20 protein-coding genes are annotated in these 22,498 nt (G+C 69.8%); 7 read left to right on the top strand and 13 right to left on the bottom strand.

Going from position 1 to position 22,498, the window contains the following annotated elements; translation table 11 throughout:
* Positions 1–113: 113 nt before the first annotated feature.
* Positions 114–1,598 carry a peptidoglycan D,D-transpeptidase FtsI family protein gene (locus ACF1B9_RS13915; protein WP_391742519.1) on the bottom strand — a complete coding sequence of 495 codons (1,485 nt, stop codon included), beginning with the start codon at positions 1,596–1,598 and terminating at the stop codon, positions 114–116.
* Positions 1,599–1,671: 73 nt separating this feature from the next.
* Positions 1,672–2,517: an LLM class F420-dependent oxidoreductase gene (locus tag ACF1B9_RS13910; protein WP_391742520.1), complete on the bottom strand. Its 846-nt coding sequence runs from the start codon at positions 2,515–2,517 to the stop codon at positions 1,672–1,674.
* A gap of 214 nt (positions 2,518–2,731) precedes the next feature.
* Between ACF1B9_RS13910 and ACF1B9_RS13905 the strand changes: the two genes are divergently transcribed.
* Positions 2,732–4,222: a CehA/McbA family metallohydrolase gene (locus ACF1B9_RS13905; protein WP_391742665.1), complete on the top strand. Its 1,491-nt coding sequence runs from the start codon at positions 2,732–2,734 to the stop codon at positions 4,220–4,222.
* 101 nt (positions 4,223–4,323) lie between these two features.
* Positions 4,324–4,947, top strand: coding sequence for a hypothetical protein (locus ACF1B9_RS13900; RefSeq protein WP_391742521.1), 624 nt, complete (start codon positions 4,324–4,326; stop codon positions 4,945–4,947).
* A 173-nt stretch (positions 4,948–5,120) separates the two neighbouring features.
* On the opposite strand, the gene ACF1B9_RS13895 is transcribed toward ACF1B9_RS13900, so the two are convergent.
* Together ACF1B9_RS13895 and ACF1B9_RS13890 are read right to left on the bottom strand one after the other, a co-directional pair.
* Positions 5,121–5,693 (bottom strand): recombinase family protein, encoded by a 573-nt coding sequence (locus ACF1B9_RS13895; RefSeq protein ID WP_391742522.1) that lies wholly within the window; start codon positions 5,691–5,693, stop codon positions 5,121–5,123.
* 16 nt (positions 5,694–5,709) lie between these two features.
* Positions 5,710–6,540, bottom strand: coding sequence for a glycosyltransferase family 2 protein (locus tag ACF1B9_RS13890; protein WP_391742666.1), 831 nt, complete (start codon positions 6,538–6,540; stop codon positions 5,710–5,712).
* Positions 6,541–6,600: 60 nt separating this feature from the next.
* Here ACF1B9_RS13890 and ACF1B9_RS13885 point away from each other — a divergent pair, with 60 nt between their 5' ends.
* From ACF1B9_RS13885 to ACF1B9_RS13870, 4 genes are read left to right on the top strand one after another with little or no spacing between them, the layout of a single operon-like run.
* Positions 6,601–7,101, top strand: coding sequence for a hypothetical protein (locus ACF1B9_RS13885; protein WP_391742523.1), 501 nt, complete (start codon positions 6,601–6,603; stop codon positions 7,099–7,101).
* A gap of 15 nt (positions 7,102–7,116) precedes the next feature.
* Positions 7,117–7,605 (top strand): Tn3 family transposase, encoded by a 489-nt coding sequence (locus ACF1B9_RS13880; RefSeq protein ID WP_391795917.1) that lies wholly within the window; start codon positions 7,117–7,119, stop codon positions 7,603–7,605.
* Positions 7,602–8,246, top strand: coding sequence for a DNA polymerase ligase N-terminal domain-containing protein (locus ACF1B9_RS13875; RefSeq protein ID WP_391742525.1), 645 nt, complete (start codon positions 7,602–7,604; stop codon positions 8,244–8,246). The genes ACF1B9_RS13880 and ACF1B9_RS13875 overlap by 4 nt, the downstream gene beginning before the upstream one ends.
* A 14-nt stretch (positions 8,247–8,260) precedes the next feature.
* A complete protein-coding gene (locus ACF1B9_RS13870; RefSeq protein WP_391742668.1) occupies positions 8,261–8,950 on the top strand; it encodes an endonuclease in 690 nt (229 codons plus the stop codon).
* A 45-nt stretch (positions 8,951–8,995) separates the two neighbouring features.
* Here the strand turns inward: ACF1B9_RS13870 and ACF1B9_RS13865 are convergent, their stop codons facing one another.
* From ACF1B9_RS13865 to ACF1B9_RS13825, 9 genes are all read right to left on the bottom strand, one after another.
* The gene (locus tag ACF1B9_RS13865) at positions 8,996–10,558 is read right to left on the bottom strand and encodes an APC family permease (RefSeq protein WP_391742526.1); all 1,563 of its coding nucleotides are present in this window, start codon (positions 10,556–10,558) and stop codon (positions 8,996–8,998) included.
* A 247-nt stretch (positions 10,559–10,805) separates the two neighbouring features.
* Entirely contained in the window at positions 10,806–12,287 is a 1,482-nt protein-coding gene (locus ACF1B9_RS13860) for an aldehyde dehydrogenase family protein (protein ID WP_391742528.1), read from the bottom strand.
* On the bottom strand, positions 12,284–14,023 hold the full coding sequence (locus ACF1B9_RS13855) for an amidohydrolase family protein (protein WP_391742529.1): 1,740 nt from the start codon (positions 14,021–14,023) through the stop codon (positions 12,284–12,286). The genes ACF1B9_RS13860 and ACF1B9_RS13855 overlap by 4 nt, the downstream gene beginning before the upstream one ends.
* Positions 14,024–14,318: 295 nt before the next feature.
* Positions 14,319–15,449 carry an LLM class flavin-dependent oxidoreductase gene (locus ACF1B9_RS13850; RefSeq protein ID WP_391742530.1) on the bottom strand — a complete coding sequence of 377 codons (1,131 nt, stop codon included), beginning with the start codon at positions 15,447–15,449 and terminating at the stop codon, positions 14,319–14,321.
* A 109-nt stretch (positions 15,450–15,558) separates the two neighbouring features.
* Positions 15,559–16,344: an SDR family NAD(P)-dependent oxidoreductase gene (locus ACF1B9_RS13845; protein ID WP_391742531.1), complete on the bottom strand. Its 786-nt coding sequence runs from the start codon at positions 16,342–16,344 to the stop codon at positions 15,559–15,561.
* Between the two features lie 8 nt (positions 16,345–16,352).
* Positions 16,353–17,297 carry an LLM class F420-dependent oxidoreductase gene (locus tag ACF1B9_RS13840; protein WP_391742533.1) on the bottom strand — a complete coding sequence of 315 codons (945 nt, stop codon included), beginning with the start codon at positions 17,295–17,297 and terminating at the stop codon, positions 16,353–16,355.
* A 165-nt stretch (positions 17,298–17,462) separates the two neighbouring features.
* Positions 17,463–18,197: a helix-turn-helix domain-containing protein gene (locus ACF1B9_RS13835; RefSeq protein WP_391742534.1), complete on the bottom strand. Its 735-nt coding sequence runs from the start codon at positions 18,195–18,197 to the stop codon at positions 17,463–17,465.
* 358 nt (positions 18,198–18,555) lie between these two features.
* Positions 18,556–19,068 carry a hypothetical protein gene (locus ACF1B9_RS13830; protein ID WP_391742536.1) on the bottom strand — a complete coding sequence of 171 codons (513 nt, stop codon included), beginning with the start codon at positions 19,066–19,068 and terminating at the stop codon, positions 18,556–18,558.
* Between the two features lie 233 nt (positions 19,069–19,301).
* Positions 19,302–20,894, bottom strand: a complete 1,593-nt coding sequence (locus ACF1B9_RS13825) for an SH3 domain-containing protein (RefSeq protein ID WP_391742538.1) — start codon at positions 20,892–20,894, stop codon at positions 19,302–19,304.
* A 334-nt stretch (positions 20,895–21,228) separates the two neighbouring features.
* Between ACF1B9_RS13825 and ACF1B9_RS13820 the strand changes: the two genes are divergently transcribed.
* Entirely contained in the window at positions 21,229–22,404 is a 1,176-nt protein-coding gene (locus tag ACF1B9_RS13820) for a glycosyltransferase (RefSeq protein WP_391742539.1), read from the top strand.
* Positions 22,405–22,498: the final 94 nt, after the last annotated feature.

The raw sequence follows: 22,498 nt of genomic DNA, 5'->3' as shown, positions 1-22,498 counted from the left end.
AGGTCGTCTCCACCGGCGATGCCGTCACGGTGAAGTGATCTCGCGGCGGACCGGTAACGCCGCCGCCGTCGGCACGTCCTGACGGGCGCCCCCGTCGGGACGTGCGGTGCGGGCTACTCCCCCAGCACGGCCCGCATCACGTTCTTCGCGATCGGAGCGCCGAGGCGTCCGCCCGAGATGTCCTGGCGCGAGATGTCCATGTCCGTCGGGTCGATGAACACCGCGACCGCCACCGACCGGCCGTCGGCCTTCTTTCCGTACGAGACGAACCAGCCGTACGGCACCTCGTCCTTCACGTTCACGCCGCGCTGCGCCGTACCGGTCTTGCCGCCGACCGTGACGCCGTCGATCAGGGCCCGCTGGGCGCTGCCCTCCTTGGCGGTGAACTCCATCATTTCCTGGACCTTCTTCGCCGTCGCCTCCGACACGGCCCGGCTCTTGAGCTTGGGCTCGTTCCTCTCCAGGACCGTCAGGTCCGGACCGCGCAGCTCCTCGACGATGTACGGCTGCATCAGCTTGCCGTCGTTGGCGAGGGCGGCCGTCACCATCGCCATCTGCATCGGCGTGCTGGTGAGACTGCCCTGGCCCATACCGGTCAGCGCCGTTCCGGGCTTGTCCAGTTCCTTCGGGTAGAGGCTCCTGGTGGCGAGCATGTCTCCGAACTCGTCCGAGTACACATCGGAGTTGAAGCCGAATTTCTCCGCCGTCTCGCGCATCTTGTCGGCGCCGACCTTGGACGCCGCGTCGAGGAAGACGTTGTTGCAGGAGTACTGCATCGCGGTCTTCATGGACGCCTTGGCGCACACCGCGTCACCGGCCTCGCTGCTGATCTTGCTCGTGGAGAGCGGCAGGGGGTACGGGGAGACGGCTTCGGACGCCGCGTCGACGTCGGTGACCACGCCGTTCTCCAGGGCCGCGGCCGCCGTGAGGATCTTGAACGTCGAGCCGGGCGGGAAGGTCTCACGCAGCGGCCGGTTCGCCAGCGGCTTGCGCTTGTCCTTGACGAGGGCCTGGAAGCGGTCGCCCTCCTTGAACGAGTTACCCGCGAAGACGGTGGGGTCGTACGAGGGCGTGGAGACGAGGGCCAGGACCTTTCCCGTACGCGGGTCCAGAGCGACCACCGCGCCCCGTGCGCCGAGAGCGGTCAGCCCCTGGTAGCCGGCCTTCTGCGCCTTCGGGTCGATCGTGGTGATCACGTCGCCGCCGCGCCGCTGCTCGCCGGTGAGGATGTCCTTGGCGTGCCGGAACGCGAACCGTTCGTCCTGGCCGCTGAGGATGGTGTCGTACGTCTTCTCCAGCAGGGACATGCCCTGCGCCTGGGAGGCGTAGCCGGTGACCGGTGCGTACATCGCGCCCTGCAGGAAGGTCCGCCGGTACTTGAAGTCGGTGCCGTCGACCGCCTTGGAGCCGGTGATCGCCCGGCTGCCCACGATGATGTCGCCGCGCGGGGTGGCGAACTGGGTGATCTTCACCCGGCGGTTGTGCTCGTCGGTGGCCAGTGACTCGCTGCGGATGTGCTGGAGCCAGTTCGCCCGCAGCAGCAGGGCCAGCACCAGCAGTCCGCAGAAGATGGCCACGTGCCGCACCGGCCTGTTCATCGTGCTCCCGTCCCCGGACCTGATCGATCTCTGAATGGGGAAGATGCACGTACGGGGTCGGCGGTTGCACTGCTCAGAGATGTTCCGCGTAGCCGTCCAGTGTGCGCAGCACCTCCCCTTCCCCCGCCGGGGGCAGTTGGAGTACGACTTCCTCGATGCCCAGCTCCGCGTAGTGCGCGAGTTTCCCCGGGCTCGGGAGTACCGCGTACGGCACCACCTGGAGTTGCTTCGGATCCCGGCCGGCCGCCTCCCACACCTCGCGCAGCTTCGGTACGGACTCCGTCAGGCCGCGGCCACCGATCGGGAGCCAGCCGTCCGCGTACTGCGTGATGTGCGCGAACAGCTTCGGGCCCGCCGCGCCGCCGATCAGGGTGCGGGGGCCGTTCACCGGGCCGCGTGGCTCCTGGACCGGCTTCGGGTACGCGTGACTGGCCCTCACCGAGCCGAACTCGCCCTCGTACGCGGTCGGTTCGGCCGACCACAGGGCGCGCATCAGGGCCATCCGGTCGCGGGTGAGGTCACGGCGCGTCGACCAGTCCACCCCGTGGTCCGCGGCTTCCTCGACGTTCCAGCCGTAGCCGAGGCCCAGCGTGAACCGGCCGCCGGAGAGATGGTCGAGGGTGGCGATCCGCTTCGCCAGGTCGATCGGATCGTGCTGGGCGACGAGCGTGATGCCGGTGCCGAGGGCGAGGCGTTCGGTGACCGCGGCGGCCTGCGCGAGGGCGACGAAGGGGTCGAGGGTGCGGCCGTATTCGGGCGGGAGTTCGCCACCGGCCGGGTAGGGGGTGTCCCTGCTCACCGGGATATGGGTGTGCTCGGGCAGGTAGAGCCCGGCGAAGCCGCGCTGTTCGAGCTCGCGGGCGAGCCGCAGCGGTGTGATCGTCACATCGGTGAGGAAGATCGTTGTGGCGATCCGCATACGAGGACACCTCCGTCGTGGTCCGGTGACGGCCCCAACGTATGCCGTGCGGTGCGGAAAGCCGAGTGTCGCGGAGCACGGGCCCCGTTCGTGCCTCTCGGCGTTCTTCCGGAGTTCACGGCCTCCCGCCAGGGTCGAGTACGTCATCCTCGCCACCACGACACCCCGGGGAGTCACCCGTATGTCCTCATCGCAATCCGCCCACGGCCGTCCGATGGCCAGGCGCGGCCTTCTCGTCGGGACGGCGGCCACCGCTCTGACGTTGGGCAGTGTGAGCTTCGCCGACGCCGCGACCGGGGACGACGCCCCGGACCGGACCGTGACCGTGCGCGGCACCCTGCCGACCGGGTCGCCCGACTACGTGTACCTGCCGGTCGAGGTACCGCGCGGGGTACGGGAGATCGCCGTCTCGTACACGTACGAGAAGACGCCCGTCCCGGCCGGGACGCAGGGCAACGCCCTCGACATCGGCATCTTCGACGAACGCGGCACGGAGCTGGGCGGGCGCGGGTTCCGGGGCTGGTCCGGCGGGGCGCGCAGCGGCTTCTTCATCCGGGCGGACGAGGCGACGCCCGGCTACATCGCCGGTCCGGTACGGGCCGGGACCTGGCACATCGTCCTCGGGCCGTACACCGTCGCCCCGGAAGGGCTCCCGTACGAGGTGACGATCACCCTGCGCTTCGGGCCCGCCGGGTCCACGCCGAAGCCCGTGTATCCGCCGGAGCGGGCGAGGGGGCGCGGGCGCGCCTGGTACCGCGGGGACTGCCATCTCCACTCCGTCCACTCGGACGGCAGGCGCACCCCGGCCGAGATCGCCGCCGCCGCTCGCGCGGCCGGGCTCGACTTCATCAACAGCAGCGAGCACAACACGTGCTCCGCGCACAGCGCGTGGGACGGGCTGTGGGGTGACGATCTGCTCGTCCTCACGGGCGAGGAGGTCACCACCCGCAACGGGCATGTGATCGCGCTCGGCACCGACCCGGGCACATTCGTCGACTGGCGCTACCGGGCCCGCGACAACCGGTTCGGGCACTACGCGAAGGCCGTCCGCCGGGCCGGTGGTCTGGTCGTGCCCGCGCATCCGCACGCCACCTGCATCGGCTGCCACTGGAAGTTCGGCTTCGGTGAGGCGGACGCGGTGGAGGTGTGGAACGGGGCCTACACCCCGGAGGACGAGATCGCCCTCGCAGAGTGGGACAACTCCCTGGTCGCTGCGGTCCGTTCGGCGAAGCCGTGGGTTCCGGCGATGGGCAACAGCGACGCGCACCGGGAGCCGGACAGGGTGGGGCTGCCGCAGACCGTGGTCCTCGCGGACGAGTTGTCGCGCGAGGCGATCACGGCCGGGATCCGGGCCGGGCGCTCGTACATCGCCGAGTCGTCCGCCGTCACCCTGTCGTTCGGCGTCTCGGGCGGGCGCGGCGGGCACGCCGGGATCGGTGAGCGGTTGCGGGTGGACGGGGACGACACGCCGGTCACCGTGCGGCTGGAGGTGACCGGGGCGCCCGGCTGCACCGCACACTTCGTCACCGACCAGGGCACGCTGCGCACGGCCGTGCTGCCGGAGTCGGGGGCGGGGACGGTCCAGTGGCGTACGACGCCGGCCTACGCCGCCTATGTGCGGGCCGAGGTCCGGCACCCGGCGACGGTACCGGGGCTGCCGGGAGCACTGACGGCGCTCACCAATCCGGTGTTCCTGGAGGGTTAGACCGACCGGCAGATGGAGGGCGGCGGGGTCGGTCCTCGTCGGAGAGGGCGGGGCAAGAAGCCCCGCCCGACGCCGGTTGCCCCGTCGGTAGAGTGACGGCCATGCGGATAAAGATCGCTACAGTCGTCATGGTCGGTGCGATGGGCCTGTTGGTCACGGGGTGCTCGGGCGGAGGGTCCGGCTCGGACGACGCCGGTACCAAGTCGGCAGCGGCCTTTCCCGTGCTTCCGCAAAAGGTGCCCAAGCCGCCGACGATGCCGGAGGGGGAGCTGCAACCGTCTCCGGACGCCGACGCCCCGTTCAGCAAGAATTTGGCGTACGAGCTGCGCCGCAAGACGCTCGACATGGCCAAGGCCGAGGGGAAGACCGTCGGCGAGTGCCCGAACGACGTGGCCTCGAAGGCCGGTACGCACGTGACCTGCACGATCACCTACGAGGGCCTCGATGTGGTGTGGGATGTGACCATCGGCGAGAAATCCGGCTGGTCGGACAACGTGGTGCAGTACCAAGCGGTCCCGCGCAAGGGCGTCCTCACCCGAGACGGCGCCGCCCGCCTGCTCTACGGCAACTATGACCCCGAACTTGTGCGCTGCAACAACATTCCCGAGGCCGTGCTGGTGCCGATGAACACGAAAACCAAGTACACCTGCCAGACCGTGGACAAGGGCAAGCCCGGCCTGGTCGAGGCGGCAAGGGTCACCGACGCCGGACCACGGTTCTACTGACCACGACGCGCCGCCGCGTCGGCGGCGCGCAGGTTGGGCGCCTGAACCTGACGGACCGACTTTCACCGACAGTCTCGATGTCAAGGTACTTGACATCGACAGACTTGACGTCTGCGGCTGGGGGTGCCGTTAACGAGCGGCGAACCAAGTGACAAGTAACCCGCCGGTAGCTTTCAGGCCTTCGGCGCGGTGGTCTTCTTCGGCTGTCGGGGCACGGTCTTGGTCTTGTCGAGGTGTCCGTACACCGTGGAACGGGGCACGTTGAACATGTCGGCGATCTGCTGAACGGTCTTCTCGCGGGCGTCGTAGAGCTGCTGGGCCAGCTCGGTCTGGTCGGCCGTGAGCTTCGGCCGCCGTCCGCCGACCCGGCCGCGGGCCCGCGCGGAGGCGAGCCCGTCGTTCGTATTCGCCACGATCAGCTCGCGCTGGAGCTCCGCGAGCACGCTGAGTATCCCGGACATGGCCCGGCCCTCCATGGTGGCGGTGTCGATGCCATGCTCGATGACGTGCAGCCCGATCCCGCGCTCGCGTAGCTCGGCCCCGAGGGTCACCAGATGCAGCACGGAGCGGGAGAGCCTGTCGAGCCGGGTGACCTTCAACGTGTCGCAGCTTTCGCGCCGCTGGCGACATCGACGTGGATGTTGTCGCGGTCGACGCCGTTGCGGAGAAGCGCGTCGATCTGGTGGTCGGGGTTCTGGTCGGCCGTCGAAGTGCGGCAGTAGCCAAGAAGCATTGTCGGAAACCACCCCGCCAGTGAGTCGCTCAGATCACCGGGGGGCGACCGAGGCGGGCCAGTCGGAGCACGGTGCGCCAGCGCATCGGTTGGCGGCGCCCGCACTCGGTGCGCCAGCCCTCGGCGAAGCCGCCGAACCAGGCCCGCAGTCCGGTGAGGCTGCGGGTGCGGGCCAGCGTCAAGGCCACCCACACCCCCAGGTAGACGGGGACGAGCACCGCGGGCAGGTGGCGGCGGGCGAGGTAGACCCGGTTGCGGGCGTTGACCTGATAGAAGAACGCGTGCCGCGCCGGGGAGGTCCGCGGGTGCTGGAGAAGCAGTTGGGGTGCGTAGCGGACCTTCCAGCCGGCGTCGATCGCCCGCCAGGCCATGTCGGTCTCCTCGTGCGCGAAGAAGAACGCGTCGGGCCACGGGCCGACCTGCTGCAGCATTTTCACGGACAGGACGTGGGCGCCGCCGAGGAAGCCGGTCACCTCACCACCGCGCATCGGATCACCTGCCCGCAGCCGGGGTACGTGGCGGCGCTGGGTCACTCCAGTCTCGTCCGCGATACGGAAGCCGATGATCCCCAGCCGCAGGTCCGCCGCGTACAGCGCGTGGATCGTGGCGAAGACGTCGTCGGCGACCAGCAGGCCGTCGTCATCCAGGTCCAGCACCAGGTCCATGTCCGAGAGGTGTTCCAGGGCGGCGTTGCGGCCGCCGGTCACTCCCAGGTTCTCTGCCAGCTGCACCGTCTCGACCCACGGCGGCAGATCGGGCATCGCGCATCCGTTGGCCACCACCACCGTCCGCGCCGCCGGGGCCGTCTGCGCATGGACCGAGGCCAGCAGCTCGGCCAGTTCTTTGGGCCGGGTGCCCATCGTCAGGATCGCCACGCCCAGCTTCACGCCTGCCCTGTTCCCATCTGTGTGAAGGACACCATGACCGATCGAAATCCGCCCGGCCGCGCCTGCCTGCATGAACTCGCCGCCCAGCGCCGACTGCCCGCCCACCAGCCGATGGACCAGATGACCCTCGGGTGGATTTCGGACCACCGTCCGGCGAACTTCGACGCCGCGCCCAGCTTCCCACGCCCTGGACTCATGCTCGTACCGGCCCGCTCGTGGTTCCTCTCCGAGCGCCAGTCCGAGGCCAACCACGGGGTGCGCCACAACGCCCGCGTCAGCCTGTACGCCGCCCTCCCCGACCTCACCACGATCCTTCCCACCCTGCACGGACTCGCCAAACAGCTATGCGAAGGCGCACACGTCGTCACCCACTGCCGGGCCGGCATCGGACGCTCATCCCTCCTCGCCGCCGCACTCCTCATCCTCAACGGCGTCGATCCCGAGACCTCCTGGCACCAGATCGAACGAGCTCGCGGGCTCGCAGTCCCAGACACCGCCGAGCAGCGAGAGTGGACGATGGAACTGCTCCAATAGGCATGATGTTGACAAATCAGATTCCACAGAATCGCCCGCTACCTGCGCGACCGCGACCTCCAACGCGAGATCCAGGAGGGCCTCAACGTCGTCGAGGGCTGGAACGGTGCCAACGACATCATCTTCTTCGGCAAGAGCGGTGAACTCAGCAGCAACCGCCGCGACCAGCAAGAACTCTCCGTCCTCGCGCTCCATCTCCTCCAGACAGCCGTCGTCTTCGTCAACACGCTGATGATCCAGGAGATGCTCGCCGACCCGCGGCGGCCGCGTAGTCCGACGCCCCGGAACAAGCAGAGGACCCCGGCCACGGCCGGAGTCCTCTGCTGCGCGGTGCGCCTTCGATCCGAAAGCTACTGGCGGGTTACTTGTCACCTGGTTCGCCACTCGTTAACGGCACCCCGACTGCGCCGGTGTCGGCGTCCCTGTGCACGTCACGCCCGGGAGCGTCACAGTGGAAGGGGGAAGGGGCGCCCGGCGGGGCTGCCGGAGGAGGTATCCCGATGAACGTGACCGGCGGGGACGACGACCGGCTCCGGGACTATCGCGGCAAACGGCACTTCGACGCGACTACGGAGCCGCGCGGAGACGGCGAGCGGACGGGCGCGGCGCCCTGCTTCGTCGTACAGATCCATCAGGCGCGCCGCATGCACTTCGATTTCCGGCTGGAGGTCGGCGGCGTGCTGAAGTCCTGGGCGGTGCCGCGCGGACCCTCGGAGAATCCCCGCGAGCGACGGCTGGCCGTCCCCACGGAGGACCATCCGCTGGAGTACCGCACGTTCGAGGGTGTCATCGCCAAGGGCGAGTACGGCGGCGGCACGGTGATCGTGTGGGACCAGGGCACCTACCGTCCTCTCAGCCACGACCGCCGGGGCAGACCGGTGCCGTTCGAACAATCGCTGGAGGACGGGCACGCGACCTTCTGGCTCGACGGCACCAAGCTGCACGGCGAGTTCGCCCTCACCCGCTTCAAGGGCGGCAGCGGGAACGACGCCCCGGGCGAGGAGGTGTGGCTACTGATCAAGGCGAAGGACGGCCAGGCCACCCATGACGGGCCGGACACGCCCGATCCGTACCGCGCACGGTCGGCCCGTACGGGGCGCACGCTGCAGCAGGTCGCGGCCGAGGAAGGGGGTGGGTCCCGGTGACCGCCCGCAGCACCATGGAGGTTCTGCTCGGCCGTTACGGCACCACGTATGCCGCCGAGGCCGGCATCCGGCTGCGGAACACTCCGCAGCCCCTGTACCAACTTCTCGTTCTCAGCGATCTGTTGAGCGCCCGCATCCGGGCGTCCGTGGCGGTGGCGGCGGCTCGTGCGCTCTTCGCCCACGGCCTGCGGTCCCCGGACAGGATGATCGGAGCGACGTGGCAGGAGCGCGTCGACGCCCTGGGCGAGGGCGGCTACCGGCGCTACGACGAACGGACGGCCACCCAACTCGGCGACGGGGCTGAGCTGCTGCTCGTCGAGTACGGGGGCGATCTGCGGCGGCTGCGCAAGGAGGCCGACGGCGACCTGGACGTCCTGCGGTCCGGGCTGCGCAGGACTCCGGGCATGGGCCCGGCCGGTGCGGACATCTTCCTGCGCGAGGTACAGGCGGTGTGGCCGGAGACGGCGCCGTTCCTGGACGCAAAGGCACTGCAGGGCGCCGAGAAACTCGGGCTGCCCGCCTCACCGGCGAAGCTCGCACGGCTCGCGGAGCAGGCCGGGGAAGCCGGACAGGACGAACCGGCCGGGCAGGACGAGCAGGCCGAGCCGGCGGACGGTCACGGGCCCGCCGTGCTCGCGGCCGCTCTGGTGCGCGCGGCACTGGACCAGCACGTCGTGGACGACGTCAGAGAACGGGCCGCCTGAGGCCGGCCCGTCCGTACCCGGCCCTCGGCCGGAAGCCCAGGCTCCTCAGTCCGCCACCACCAGCGCCGGTGTCTCCTTCGTCAGCACCTCACCGCGGAAGAACGCCGGGCTGCGGCGCTGCATCACCAGCATCAGCACCACCCCGAACAGCAGCAGCCCGACACCGATCACGAAGACCGAGCCGACCCCGAAGACGGACGAACCGGAGCCGTACGCCGGGTTCCACATGTCGTAGAGGGTCTTGCCGAAGACCGCGGCGAGCAGGATGCCGCCGAGGACCGGGAAGAGGCCCTTGAAGACCAGGTCGCGGACCGAGCGGGTCAGTTCGGCACGGAAGAACCAGGCGCAGGCGAAGGCCGTCAGCGCGTAGTAGAAGCAGATCATGAGGCCGAGCGCGTAGATCGTGTCGACCAGCACGTGCTCGCTGACCAGGGTCATGACCGTGTAGAAGACACCGGTCGCCACGCCCGCCGTGACGGTGGCCCTCCCCGGGGTCTTGAAGCGCGGGTGGACACGGGCGTACGAGGCCGGCAGGGCCTCGTACGTGGACATCGCCAGGACCGTGCGGGCCACCGGGATGAAGGTGGTCTGCAGGCTGGCGGCGGCGGAGGCCAGGACGGCGATGAAGAGCAGGACGCCGAGGCCGGGGCCCATGATCGGGCCTGCGAGTGCGGCGAAGACGTTGTCGGAGGTGTCCCGGTTGGCGAGGCCCAGACCCGAGCCGCCGGAGCCGACGGCCATCTGGGCGGCGACACCGGTCGCCAGATAGGAGCCGACGAGCACGACCATCGCGATGAGGGCGGCGCGTCCGGGGGTCTTCTCGCTGCCGATGGTCTCCTCGTTGGCGGTCAGACAGGTGTCCCACCCCCAGAACATGAAGATGGACAGCGACAGGCCCGCCGTGAACGTCGCGAACGACTTCACCGCGAACGGGTTCAGCCAGGACCAGGAGAAGTGCAGCGACGAGGCGAACTCCCCGCTGTGCGCCTTCTGCACGGCCATCACCACGAACAGCGCGAGGACGACGAGTTGAAGCCCCACCAGGGCGTACTGGATGCCCTTGGTGGCCGTCATCCCGCGATAGCTGATCGCCGTGGCGACCGCGATCAGGATCAGACAGGTGAGGATATGGACGGGCTTGTTGTGGTCCAGGGCGGCGATCGAGCCGCTGCCCGAGATCTCGCCCGCCAGGAGCCAGAAGTACGAGGTGGCGACACCCGCCAGGTTCGACAGCACGATGATCGTCGCGATGACCAGGCCCCAGCCGCACATCCAGCCGACGCGCGGGCCGAATGCCTTCACCGTCCAGGTGAAGGACGTGCCGCAGTCCGGCACGGCCTTGTTGAGTTCGCGGTACGCGAATGCGACGAGCAGCATCGGCAGGAAGCCGGCCAGGAAGACGGCGGGCATCTGCACGCCGACCTCACCCGCGGTGGAACCGAGGGTGGAGGTGAGGCAGTAGACGGGGGCGACGGTGGAGATGCCGATGACGGCGCTGCCCATCAGGCCGACGGAGTTCCCGCCGAGGCCCTTGCCGCGTACACCGTCGGCCGGGGCGGCGTCCCGTACCGGGTCTCCGGCCTGCGGCCGCGCGTCCAACTGTGTCATGTAGAGGACGGTATGCGCTGCGATATCCACATTCGGAGGCTGAGACTCCGCCAACTCGCCCTTAATATTCAAGAAACATAACGGCCACGCAGGATTGAATTGAAGGCAACTTTCAAGAACCTCCTTCCAATGTGAGGTCAATACCCGATCGCAACGGCGTACGGGAATCGCAGCACTGTCCGTTTTGTGGTGATTCAAAATTTTCCCGCGGGTGTTCGCTCAGCGGACACCCGCGGGGTGCGCCGCCTCAGCCCGGCCAGACGATCGCCTGGAGTTCGCTGTACGCGTGCAGGGCGTACGAACCGACGTCGCGCCCGACACCGCTCTTCTTGAACCCGCCGAACGGGGCCTCCATGTTCCGCCCGATGGTGTTCACACCGACCCCGCCGGCCCGCAGCCGCCGGGCCACCCGGAAGGCCCGTGCCACGTCCGAGGACCAGACGTAGTCGATCAGCCCGTAGTCGCTGTCGTTGGCGAGTGCGATGCCCTCCTCCTCGTCGTCGAAGGGGACGACCACGACGACCGGGCCGAAGATCTCCTCCCGGACGACGCGCATGTCGTTGGTGCAGTCGGCGAGGAGGGTGGGTGCGACGTAGAAGCCCCGGTCGGGACCGGCCGGACGTTCGCCGCCCGTGACGACCCTCGCCCCCTCCTTCCGGCCGAGTTCGACGTACGACTCGACACGGTCGCGGTGGGCGGCGGAGATGACCGGGCCGACGACGGTGCCCCGGGCCGTCGGGTCCCCGACCTTCAGATGCCCCGCGTACGCGGTGAGCTTCTCGATCAGCGCGTCATGGGCTGCGCGCTGGACGAGGACGCGGGTCGGGGCCGTACAGATCTGGCCGCTGTAGAAGGAGAACGTGGTGCCGATGCCCGCCGTCGCGGAGTCGAGGTCCGCGTCGTCGAGAACGACGGCGGCCCCCTTGCCGCCCAGCTCCATCAGCTGCCGCTTCATGGAGCGCCCGCACACCTCGGCGATGCGCTGCCCGACGGCCGTGGAGCCGGTGAAGCTGACCATGTCGACGTCCGGAGAGCCGACGGCGGCCTCGCCCGCCTCGGGACCCGATCCGGTGACGACGTTGACCACGCCCGCCGGAACGCCCGCCTCTTCGAGCGCCTCGGCCATCCGGTAGACGGAGAGCGGGTCCTGCGGCGCGGGCTTCACGACGACCGTGTTGCCCATGGCCAGGGCCGGAGCGACCTTGCCGGCCGGGTTGGCCCACGGGTTGTTGTACGAGGTGACACAGGTGACGACGCCGACCGGCTGGCGCACGGCCAGTGCCCCGAAGACACCGGCCCGCCCCATCGGACCGGCCTCGTTGATCTGCGGTGCGACGGCTTCCTCGACCGGCTCCAGGGCCCCCCTGGCGTACCGGCGGAAGCGGGCGGCGCCGACGGCGGCCTGCATCCCCCTGGCCGTCCCCGTGGTGGCGCCGCTCTCCGCCTGGGCGAGTGCGGCGTTGCCTGCGAGGTCGCGCTGCATCAGGTCGGCGGCCCGGTCGAGGACGGCGGCCCGCTCCTCGGGACGGGTGCGCGACCAGCCGGCGAAGGCCTCACGGGCCGCGGACGCCGCCGCGTACACCTGCTCGCGGCTCGCCTCGGGGGCGAGGCCGACGACCTCCTCCGTGGCCGGATTGATCACCTCGTAGTGGCCGTGGTCGGGTTCGGTCCACCGCCCGCCGATGAACAGACGCTGCTTCCTGTCGCGCGTCGCGCTTCCGTCGCTCATACCGTGCTCACCGTCCGGGTGTCGCGGCCGGAACGCAGCACCGTACCGGGGACCGCGCCGGTCACCTTGTCGTCGCGCAGGGTCTCCACACCGTTGACGCGGACCGACACGATGCCGATGGCCCTGGAGTCGAGGCGGGGGCTGTCGCCGGGCAGGTCGTGCACGAGAGTGGCGGGCCCGGCGTCGATGCGCTCGGGGTCGAAGAGGACGAGGTCGGCGTGGAAGCCCTCCTCGATCCTGCCGCGGTCGCGGAGCCCGAAGAGACGGGCGGGATCGTCGGTGAGCATCCGGACGGCCTGTTCGAGGGGGACGAGTTTGCGTCGGCGCAGGCAGTCGCCGAGGAAACGGGTGGTGTACGGGGCGCCGCACATCCGGTCCAGGTGCGCGCCCGCGTCGGAGCCGCCGAGCATGACGTCCTCGTGCGCCCAGGTGCGGCGGCGCAGCTCCCAGGAGTCGGGGTCGTTGTCGGTGGGCATGGGCCACAGCACCGTACGCAGCCCGTCGGCGGCGCAGATCTCGACGAGGCAGTGGAAGGGGTCCTGTCCGCGCTCGGCGGCGATGTCACCGACGACACGGCCGCTGAGCCCTTCGTTGGCCGCGCTGTAGGTGTCCCCGATGACGTACCGGCCGAAGTCGGCGAGACGGCGGAAGACACCGGCCTCTTTGCTGTCGGCGCGGCGGAGCATCTCGGCGCGGGTGTCCGCGTCGCGCAGCCGCTCGATGCGTTCGGCGACGGGGAGGGCGAGGATGTCGCCCCAGCCGGGGATCAGGTTGAGGGCGCAGAAGGTGCCCAGCGACATGTTCATGGGCGTGAGGATCGGCATGGTGAGCGCGACGATCCTCCCGCCGGCCCGGCGGGCGCGTTCGCTCGGCACGAGCTGGCGCGGCACGCGTTCGGGCACGGCGGCGTCGATGGTGAGGACGTTCCAGTTCAGCGGGCGTCCGGCGGTGGCGGTCATGTCGACGAGGAGCTCGATCTCCTCGTCGGAGAACTGGTCGAGGCAGCCCGCGACGATCGCTTCGAGCTGGGTGCCCTCGTGTTCGCCGACGGCGCGGGAGAGCGCGAGGAGTTCCTCGGGGAGCGCGTGCCGGGAGGCGACCGGTTGTCCGTCCCCGTCGGAGTGGGTGGAGGACTGGGTGGTGGACAGCCCCCAGGCCCCGGCGTCCATCGCGTCGTGGAAGAGGGCGAGCATCGCGTCGAGCTGCTCGGGGGTGGGCTGTCCGCCGATCGCGTCGGCGCCCATGACGTGTCTGCGCAGGGCGCAGTGGCCGACCATGAACCCGGCGTTGACGGCGATCCGCCCTTCGAGCGCGTCGAGGTACTCGCGGAAGCTGGACCAGCTCCAGTCGACGCCCTCCTCCAGGGCCTTGAGGGCCATGCCCTCCACCCGCGCCATCATGCGGCGGGTGTAGTCGGCGTCGCCGGGGCGCCCGGGATGGAGCGGGGCGAGGGTGAATCCGCAGTTGCCCCCGGCGACGGTGGTGACACCGTGGTTCATGGACGGGGTGGCGTACGGGTCCCAGAAGAGCTGGGCGTCGTAGTGGGTGTGCGGGTCGACGAAGCCGGGCGCGAGGACCAGGCCGACGGCGTCCTCGGCGGTGACGGCCTCCTCGTTGAGCGTGCCCGGTTCGGCGATGACGGCGATGCGACCGTCGCGCAGGCCGACGTCGGCGGGGTACGAGGGTCCGCCTGTGCCGTCCACGACGGTCGCGCCGCGGATGAGGTGGTCGAGCATGACGGGGGTTCCCTTCCGTGTTCTGCCGCGAGTACGTGTTTCCCGTCGCGAGGGCGGGGGTGTGCGGCCGGGGTGCGCACGGCCGCGGTACGCACCCCGGCTGCACGGAGCGGCGATCCGGGAAGACGCCGCTGGTCTCTTTCCGGCCCCTGCGGCGATCGAGGAGCGCGGGCCCGGGGGCGGCGGAGCACCCGGTCACGGGAAGAGGCGGGGGCAGCCCCGCCGCGGGCGCATCCGGCCCGCGGATGCGCCGCACCCGCGTCCCCCGCTCACTCGCATCGCCCCAGGACGCGCCCTACGCGCGGCCCGCCGCCCCCCGGAACCGCGAGGTCCGATGCACCGGGTCCGTGTCGATCTTCGGGATCACGTGCTCACCGATCAGCTTGATCGAGTTCAGCGTGTCCTCACGGCTGATCCCGATCGGCAGCCCGAAGCTCAGCTGGTCGGCCCCCGCCTGTTCCCACCGCTTGCACTGCCGCAGCACCTCGTCCGGATCGCCGCAGATCATCAGCTCCTCGGCGATCAGGAGCTCGATGATCTCCTCGGAGTACTCCGGCAGCAGCTCGGGCCACTCCGGGATGCCCTCCGGCCGGGGAAACGTGTCGTGGTAGCGGAACAGCAGCGACTGCAGGTAGTTCAGCCCGCCGCCCACCGCGATCTCGACAGCCTTGGCGTGCGTCTCGGCGCAGATGGCCGTGGAGGTGACCATGACGTTGTCGTTGACGAAGTCCCCTACGGGTTCGGCCTCCTTGACGGCCGTCTTGTAGGACTCGACGACCCACTCCATGTCGGAGACCTTCTGCACGCTGAAGCCCAGCACGCCGAGCCCCTTCCTGCCCGCCATCGCGTACGAGGACGGCGAACCGGCCGCGTACCACATCGCGGGGTGCGACTTCCCGTACGGCTTGGGCAGGATCTTGCGCGGCGGCAGTGACCAGTGCTTGCCCTGGAAGCCGACGTACTCGTCCTGGAGCCACATCTTGGGGAACTCGGCGATGGTCTCCTCCCAGAGTTCCTTGGTGTGGTTCATGTCGGTGATGCCCGGCATGAAACCCAGGATCTCGTGGCTGCCGGCCCCGCGCCCGGAGCCGAATTCGAACCGGCCCTCGGAGAGGTGGTCGAGCATGGCGACCTTCTCGGCCACCTTCACCGGGTGGTTGACGGGGGCGAGCGGGTTGAAGATGCCGGATCCGAGGTGGATGCGGTCGGTGGCGTGCGCGAGGTAGCCCAGGTACACGTCGTTGGCCGAGAGATGCGAGTACTCCTCCAGGAAGTGGTGCTCGGAGGCCCAGGCGTACTTGAAGCCGGACTTGTCCGCCTGGATGACGTACTCGGTCTCCTCGATCAGCGCCTTGTGCTCTGCCCCGGGGTCGGTCCTGGCCCGTGCGGCGGGCACGTACCCCTGTACAAAGAGCCCGAATTCCAAGGGGATTCACCGTCCTCAATCGTTTTCTGACACATCGTCAGATCGTGATGCGTCCGACTGTTCCACCGGCACTCGCACCCGTCAATACCTGACGCATCGTCAGGAACGTTCAGAACAGACTGACCCCGGCCAGCCATCCCCCGTCGATGACGAACGGCTGCCCGGTGATGTACGAGGAGTCGTCCGAGGTCAGGAAGAGCGCCAGCGCGGCCACCTCCTCCGGCTGCCCGATCCGCCCCAGCGGCACGAGCTTGCGGTAGAGCTCGGCCACCGCCGCCCTGGACCCCTCCGGGTCCGCGGCCGGGTCCAGCGCCGCCGGATTGGTCATCGCGGTGTCCACGGCCCCGGGGCACAGGGCGTTGACCCGTATGCCCTTCGCGGCCAGCTCCACCGCGGCCACCTTGGTCAGCCCGAGCACCGCGTGCTTGGTGGCGGCGTACGCCCCCACGAACGCCATGCCCGTCAGCCCCGTGTACGAGGCGGTGTTGACGATGGTCCCGCCGCCGGCGGCCTCGATCTCCGGCGCGACGTTCTTGATCCCGAGGAACGCGCCCACCTGATTGACCTGCACCACCTGCTGGAACTCCTCCAGCGGCGTGGCCACCAGCTCGTTGAACCGGAGAATCCCCGCGTTGTTGACCAGCCCGTCGATCTTCCCGAAGGCGTCCTTCGCGGCGGCGACGGCGGACCGCCAGTCCTCCTCCCGGCTCACATCCAGCCGCACGAACCGGGCCACGTCCTCCCCCAGCTCCTTGGCCAGCGCCTCGCCCTGCTCGTCGAGCACGTCGGCGATCACCACGCGCGCGCCCTCCGCCGCGAAGAGCCGCGCCTCCTGCTCACCCTGTCCGCGCGCCGCGCCGCTGATCAGTACGACCCGTCCGTCCAGCTTGCCCATGTCACTCCTCAACTGTCGAGATGGGGTGCGACCTCGGCGGCGAACGCCGCCATCTGGTCGGTCAGTTCGCCACGGCTCCGACTGCGGAACCGCACCTGGATCTGATGGACGCCCATGGCTCCGTACGCGCGCAGCGACTCCGCGACGGCCTCCGGCTTCCCGCTGAGGGTGCGCCGCCCGACGGACCACTCCGGCTCGCCGATGTACAGCGGCTCGGTGATCGCGCCGATGACGATCGGAGCCCCGATCCCGGCCGCCTCGCGCAGCTCCCTCAGCCGGGCGATCTGCGCGGGCAGCTTCTCCCGCGGATCACCCTGCGGCAGCCAGCCGTCGCCCCGCACCGCGGCCCGGCGCACGGCGGCGGGCGAGGATCCCCCCACCCAGACCGGCACCCGTTCCTGGGCCGGACGCGGCCGCTGCCCGAGACCGGCGAAGGAGAACCGCTCCCCCGCGAACTCCGGGTACTCCTCGGGGCCCAGCGCCGCCTTCAGCGCGTCGATGGTCTCGTCGAGGACCCCGCCCCGCCCGTCGAAGTCCGCCCCGAGCGCCCCGAACTCCTCGGGCACGTGCCCGGCCCCGACCCCGAGGATCAGCCGGCCGCCGCAGAGGTGGTCGAGGGTGGCGTACTGCTTGGCGGTGACCAGCGGGTGCCGCAGGCCGACGACGGCTACATGGCTCATCAGCAGGACCCGCTCGGTGATCCCCGCGAGAAAGGCCAGGGTGGCGACCGGGTCGTACCAGACGGTGCTCATCACCCCGGCCAGCCGCCGCGGGATCGCGACGTGGTCACAGCTCGCCAGGTAGGCGAAGCCGGTGCGGTCGGCGGTGCGGGCGATCTCGGCGAGGTCGGCGGGGGTGGCCGCGGCCTCCCACTCCTCCGCGTAGAGGGTGCTCTGCGACTGGATCGGGAGCTGCATCCCGTACGACAGCGGCCCGGTGGGCAGTATCGGCACCGAACGGCCTCCTTCCCGAGGGAATCTGACGCATCGTCACCTGACGGGCGCGGGGGCCATCGTCGTACCTGACGTCACATCAGACAAGAGGCGGGGGCGAGAGCGATCCGGTGCGGCGTCCGGCGGACGACCACCGAGGCCGTCGGCCCGCGATCCGCAGGCGGCTCAGTCAGCGCTGCCCGAGGTCGTTCCGGGTTTCGTGTGAAGGACTTCACGGGCCTGGTCCGCGGCGCGGGCGATGCTCTCGGAGACGAAGTCGACGAAGCGGGCGATGTTCTCCAGGCGGGCGGCGGCGGGGGTGCCGGGGCCGAGGATGCCCACGCCCTGCCGGGCGACCTCGCCGAGGTGAGCGGTGGATCGGGCGCCGGCCATCGTGGATTGGTACATGACGTCGTCGTCGACGACGTAGCGTTCGCGGCGGCGTTCGTCGCGTTCCCGGCGGATGAGGCCCTGGCTTTCGAGGAACGTGACCGCTTTGGAGACCGATGCCGGGCTGACCTGGAGGCGCCCGGCGAGTTCGGAGGCGGTGAGGCTGCCGGCGTCGGTGGTGTAGAGGCCGGCCAGCACCCGGGCCGTCATCTTGGGCAGACCCGATTGCATGAAGACGGTGGTGAACGTCTCCTCGTACTCGCGCACGGCTTCGGCATCGCGCCCATGAGCCTGCGCGGGCGAGCCGGGATCCCTGGGCGCGGCCTTCCTGCGGCGGTGGGCACGGCGTTCGGTGGCGCGGTGGGCGAGGTCGGCGCGGTAGGCGGTGGGGCCGCCGTTGCGCATCACCTCACGCGTGATCGTCGAGGTCGGACGGTCGAGGCGTCGGGCGATCTCCGCGTAGGCGAGGCTGTCGGCCAGTCCCAGGGCGATCTGCTGGCGTTCCTGCTGGGTGAGTCTGCCTCCCGGCATGGCGGCCTCCTTCGGTCCGTGGCGTTCCCACCCTAGCGTTCACCGCCAATCAATTGCAACGAACAAGTGTTGAGCTTGTTGCATTGAATTTAGAATCACTGCCATGAATTCCTTGGCTCTACGCGGAACGATGACCTATGTACGCAACAGGTCAATTACCTTATTCATGAATGCAACGTAGCGTTTCCCTCATCAGAAACTCCGCACGCCCGACGGCAGCAAAAACCTGACCACCACGCTGAACCTTGTCGACGACGCCGCACTGCCCATGGCAGGGGTTCCAGGCACGACGCAAGCCGCGCACCCGCGCGATCAGGGCATGGCCGTGCGGTACGGGTACGGGCACAGGCGTGCCGGGTCAGGCGCGGACGTCCCGGAACAGGAACTCGCCGTCGATCTCCACCCGGGTCGGGGGCTTGCTCCCGTCGTAGAAGTTCACGTCCTCGCAGACCGCGGTCCAACGCAGCCGGAAGCGGTCGCCGTTGCGCGAGAGCACCGTGATCCGGTTGTCCCGCAGCGGCTCGTGCTCGTAGTAATAGAGCAGCGACATGCACGAGTCCTCGCCGTCCGCCGCACCCGGCATCACGAACGTGCGCCCGACCAGCCGGTCGGCGTCCGCTTCGGCCGCCGCAAGCCCGATGCCGACTTCCGCGGTCGGCGCCATGCCCGCACCCGCCGTGTCCTCGCACCGCTGGATGGCGTCGTCATCGGCCGCGAGCTCGAACCAGAGCACCGCGTCCACGTCCGGACCGCTGTCGGTCGCACGGCCCAACCACATCTCCGCCGACCCGAAGCGGTACACCTCGTCGCCGTTGAACCGATGCAGCACAAAACGTCCGCCGGGACCCGTGCCCCCGCCTCGCTCGTCCATGACCCATCCCTCCCGGGCCCACCCTCGCACGGTGCCACCAGCGCGCGAACGCCGCCTCCCCCTCGGTCAGTTCAAAGAGCGAGAGCCTCGGACTTCCCACCCGCGATCTGGTTGAAGAGCAATGAACAGGAAGCTGCCGCAGCAGAAGGGCTTCTTCTGCTGCGGCAGCGACCACGGGGGACTCGTCCGAACCCTAAGCGGATTCCTGTTCGTTCCCCTTGGAACTAGTCATTTCACGAACCGGAAGGGATGCAGACCGCGTACGACTGGACGGTCTGCGGGGTGGCGCCGTTGTTGTATGCGGAGACGTGCCAGGTGTTGGTGGAGGTGTCCGGAGCGCTCCCGGTCCAGATGATGTCCGGGTTCTGCAACTGGTTCACGGCGCCTCCGCCGGTCAGCACGGTTCCGGCAGGGCATGTCGCCGTGATGTCCTGAACGCTGCCTCCAGCGGGCACCAGCGTGGCGGCGCTGGTGGCGGTCTGGGACGGGCCAACAGGTCCGGTCGGACCGGTGGCGCCCGTGGGACCAGCGGGCCCGGTCGCGCCGGTGAGACCGGTCGCACCCGTCGGACCGGCAGGCCCGGTGGCACCCGTGTCACCGGTGAGACCGGTGAGACCGGTCGCACCCGTCGGACCGGCAGGCCCGGTCTCACCGGTGAGACCGGTCGCACCCGTCGCACCGGTCGCACCCGTCGGGCCGGCAGGCCCGGTCGCACCCGTGTCACCGGTGAGACCGGTCGCACCCGTCGGACCGGCAGGCCCGGTCGCACCCGTGTCACCGGTGAGACCGGTCGCACCCGTCGCACCCGTCGCGCCGGTGAGACCCGTCGCACCCGTCGGGCCCGTCGCACCGGTCGGGCCGGCAGGCCCGGTCGAGCCCGTGGCGCCGGTGAGACCCGTCGCACCCGTCGCACCGGTCGGGCCGGCAGGTCCGGTCGAGCCCGTGGCGCCAGTGAGACCGGTCGCACCCGTCGGACCCGTCGCACCCGTGAGACCCGTCGCACCGGTCGGACCGGCAGGCCCGGTCGAACCCGTGGCGCCGGTGAGACCGGTCGCGCCCGTCGGACCCGTCGCACCCGTGAGACCCGTCGCACCCGTCGGACCGGCAGGCCCGGTCGAACCCGTGGCGCCGGTGAGACCGGTCGCACCCGTCGGACCCGTCGCACCCGTGAGACCCGTCGCACCCGTCGGACCGGCAGGCCCGGTCGAACCCGTGAGACCGGTCGCACCCGTCGGACCCGTCGCACCCGTGAGACCCGTCGCACCCGTCGGACCGGCAGGCCCGGTCGAACCCTTCGGACCAGTCGCACCCGTCGGACCCGTCGCACCCGTGAGACCCGTCGCACCCGTCGGACCGGCAGGCCCGGTCGAACCCTTCGGACCAGTCGGACCCGTGGGACCGGTCGGACCGGTCGGACCGGTCGCACCCGGACCGCCTTCACAGAACGGCACGCTGCCCTGGGTGACGATGTAGCGGGCGCTCATCCAGCCGCTGCCGTTGGACAGCAGGTACCACAGCGGGTTCCCGCCGACGATCTCGCCTTCCACCTGACAGGCGATGGACACCGTGCCGCCGGACGGCACGCTGCCCACGATCGACGACTGGGTGTCGGGAGCGCTGCGGATGTTCTGAGAGGTCTGGGAGATCACCGTCCCGGACACACTGGCCGCCACCCGGCTGGCCATCGCTCGGTTGTCCGCCGGCGTGTACGTGGGACCTGGCGCGCCGTGAGCGATGTCCATGGGGCACAGGGCCAGGGTCAGTCCCAGCGACATGGCACCCAGGGTTGAACGGGACAGGATGTCCCAGCTTCTCGATTTGCGCATCTTGGATTCCTTACCGGATCTGCGTGGATCGGAGCCGCGACTGTGACAGGCGCAACACAGGAAAGGCATATGCGCCACGCCGACGATCTACCGACTGGGTGCAGATAGCCCCCTGTGCGGAGGAGAAATCATTCGGCCATCTGACGCCAGGAAATGAGCGGTTGATCCGCTGAGCATTCCGGACAGGCCACTCCGGGAACACCGTGTCGCGTCGCGACCACCGGATTCCGGCGCACTAGCGTCGCTCTCCGCGGTGACCGGTTCGGCTGATCCCGCACACCGCGCCAATTCCCCGTGGGGTGTTACTCCATCAAAGCCAGATCGGGAAATGTATATGACAAATCTGATCGACCGTTCCACTGAAGAACGGTCACCCGCCCTGCACGGAAAGCCGTCGATCTGCCTGTGCATGATCGTCAAGGACGAGGCGAAGGTCATCGAGCGATGCCTGAACTCGCTGCGCGACCTGGTGGACACATGGGTCATCTCCGACACCGGCTCACGTGACGGAACACAGGAACTGATCCGCGCCACGATGAAGGGGATTCCGGGGGAGCTCCACGAGGACCCATGGACCAATTTCGGCCACAACCGGACCCTCAACATCCAGCGGGCACGCGGCAAGGCCGACTATCTCCTGCTCGTCGACGCCGACATGGCCGTCCGACGGGACGGCCCACTGTCCGAACTGTCCGAACTGAGCGCCGACTCCTACATGGTGCGCCATCTCGGCCCCCTCGAGTACCGCATCCCCAGGCTGGTCAGGGGCGACCTGCCGTGGCGCTACGAGGGCGCGACCCACGAGTACCTGACCGCCGATCAGCAGCACGTCGTCGCCAATCTCTCGGCGCTCAGCATCGAGCACTTCGCCGACGGCGGCTCGCGCGGGGACAAGTTCACCCGGGACGCCCGACTGCTGCGCGAGGACCTCAAGCGCGACCCGGACAATCCCCGCACGGTCTTCTACCTCGCACAGACGCTCCGTGACATGGGCGAGACCCGAAAAGCGATCGCGGCCTACGAGCGCCGGGCCGGCATGGGCGGGTGGGACGAGGAGGTGTACTACGCCCTGCTGCAGGTGGGTGTGCTCAAGGCCGACCACGGTGACTGGCCCGACGCGATGGACGCTCTCACCCGTGCGTGGGAGAACCGGCCGCAGCGGCTGGAGGCCTGCTACGAACTGGCCTCCCGGCTGAGGAAGATGGGCCGCTATCAGGCGGCTCACGCCGTCGCCACCGCCGGCCTGGGCCGCCCCGCCCCCGAGGACTGGCTGTTCATGGAACCCTGGATCTACAGCTGGGGCCTGCTCTTCGAGCACTCCATCACCGCGTACTGGACCGGCGACCCGCGCGGTTCGCTGGACTCCTGTGATCGTCTCCTCGCCCTGCCCGACCTTCCGACCGCCCATCGCGATCAGACCCTCATGAACCGCAAATTCGCGGCCGACCGTGTCGCCGAACTCTCCGGCCGGTCGGCGCCCGCCACTTTCGCCCGCTCGAAGATCGCGTGACACACGCGCGGGGCTGCCGGGAGGAATCCCGCCGGCTTTCGTTTGGATCAGGCCGGAACACGCGAGCCCGGCCTGATCCAACCGAGAGGCCCTG

This window comes from Streptomyces sp. NPDC014727, from assembly GCF_043083485.1.
Classification (GTDB): domain Bacteria; phylum Actinomycetota; class Actinomycetes; order Streptomycetales; family Streptomycetaceae; genus Streptomyces.
This window is presented reverse-complemented; position numbering and strand designations above follow the sequence as displayed.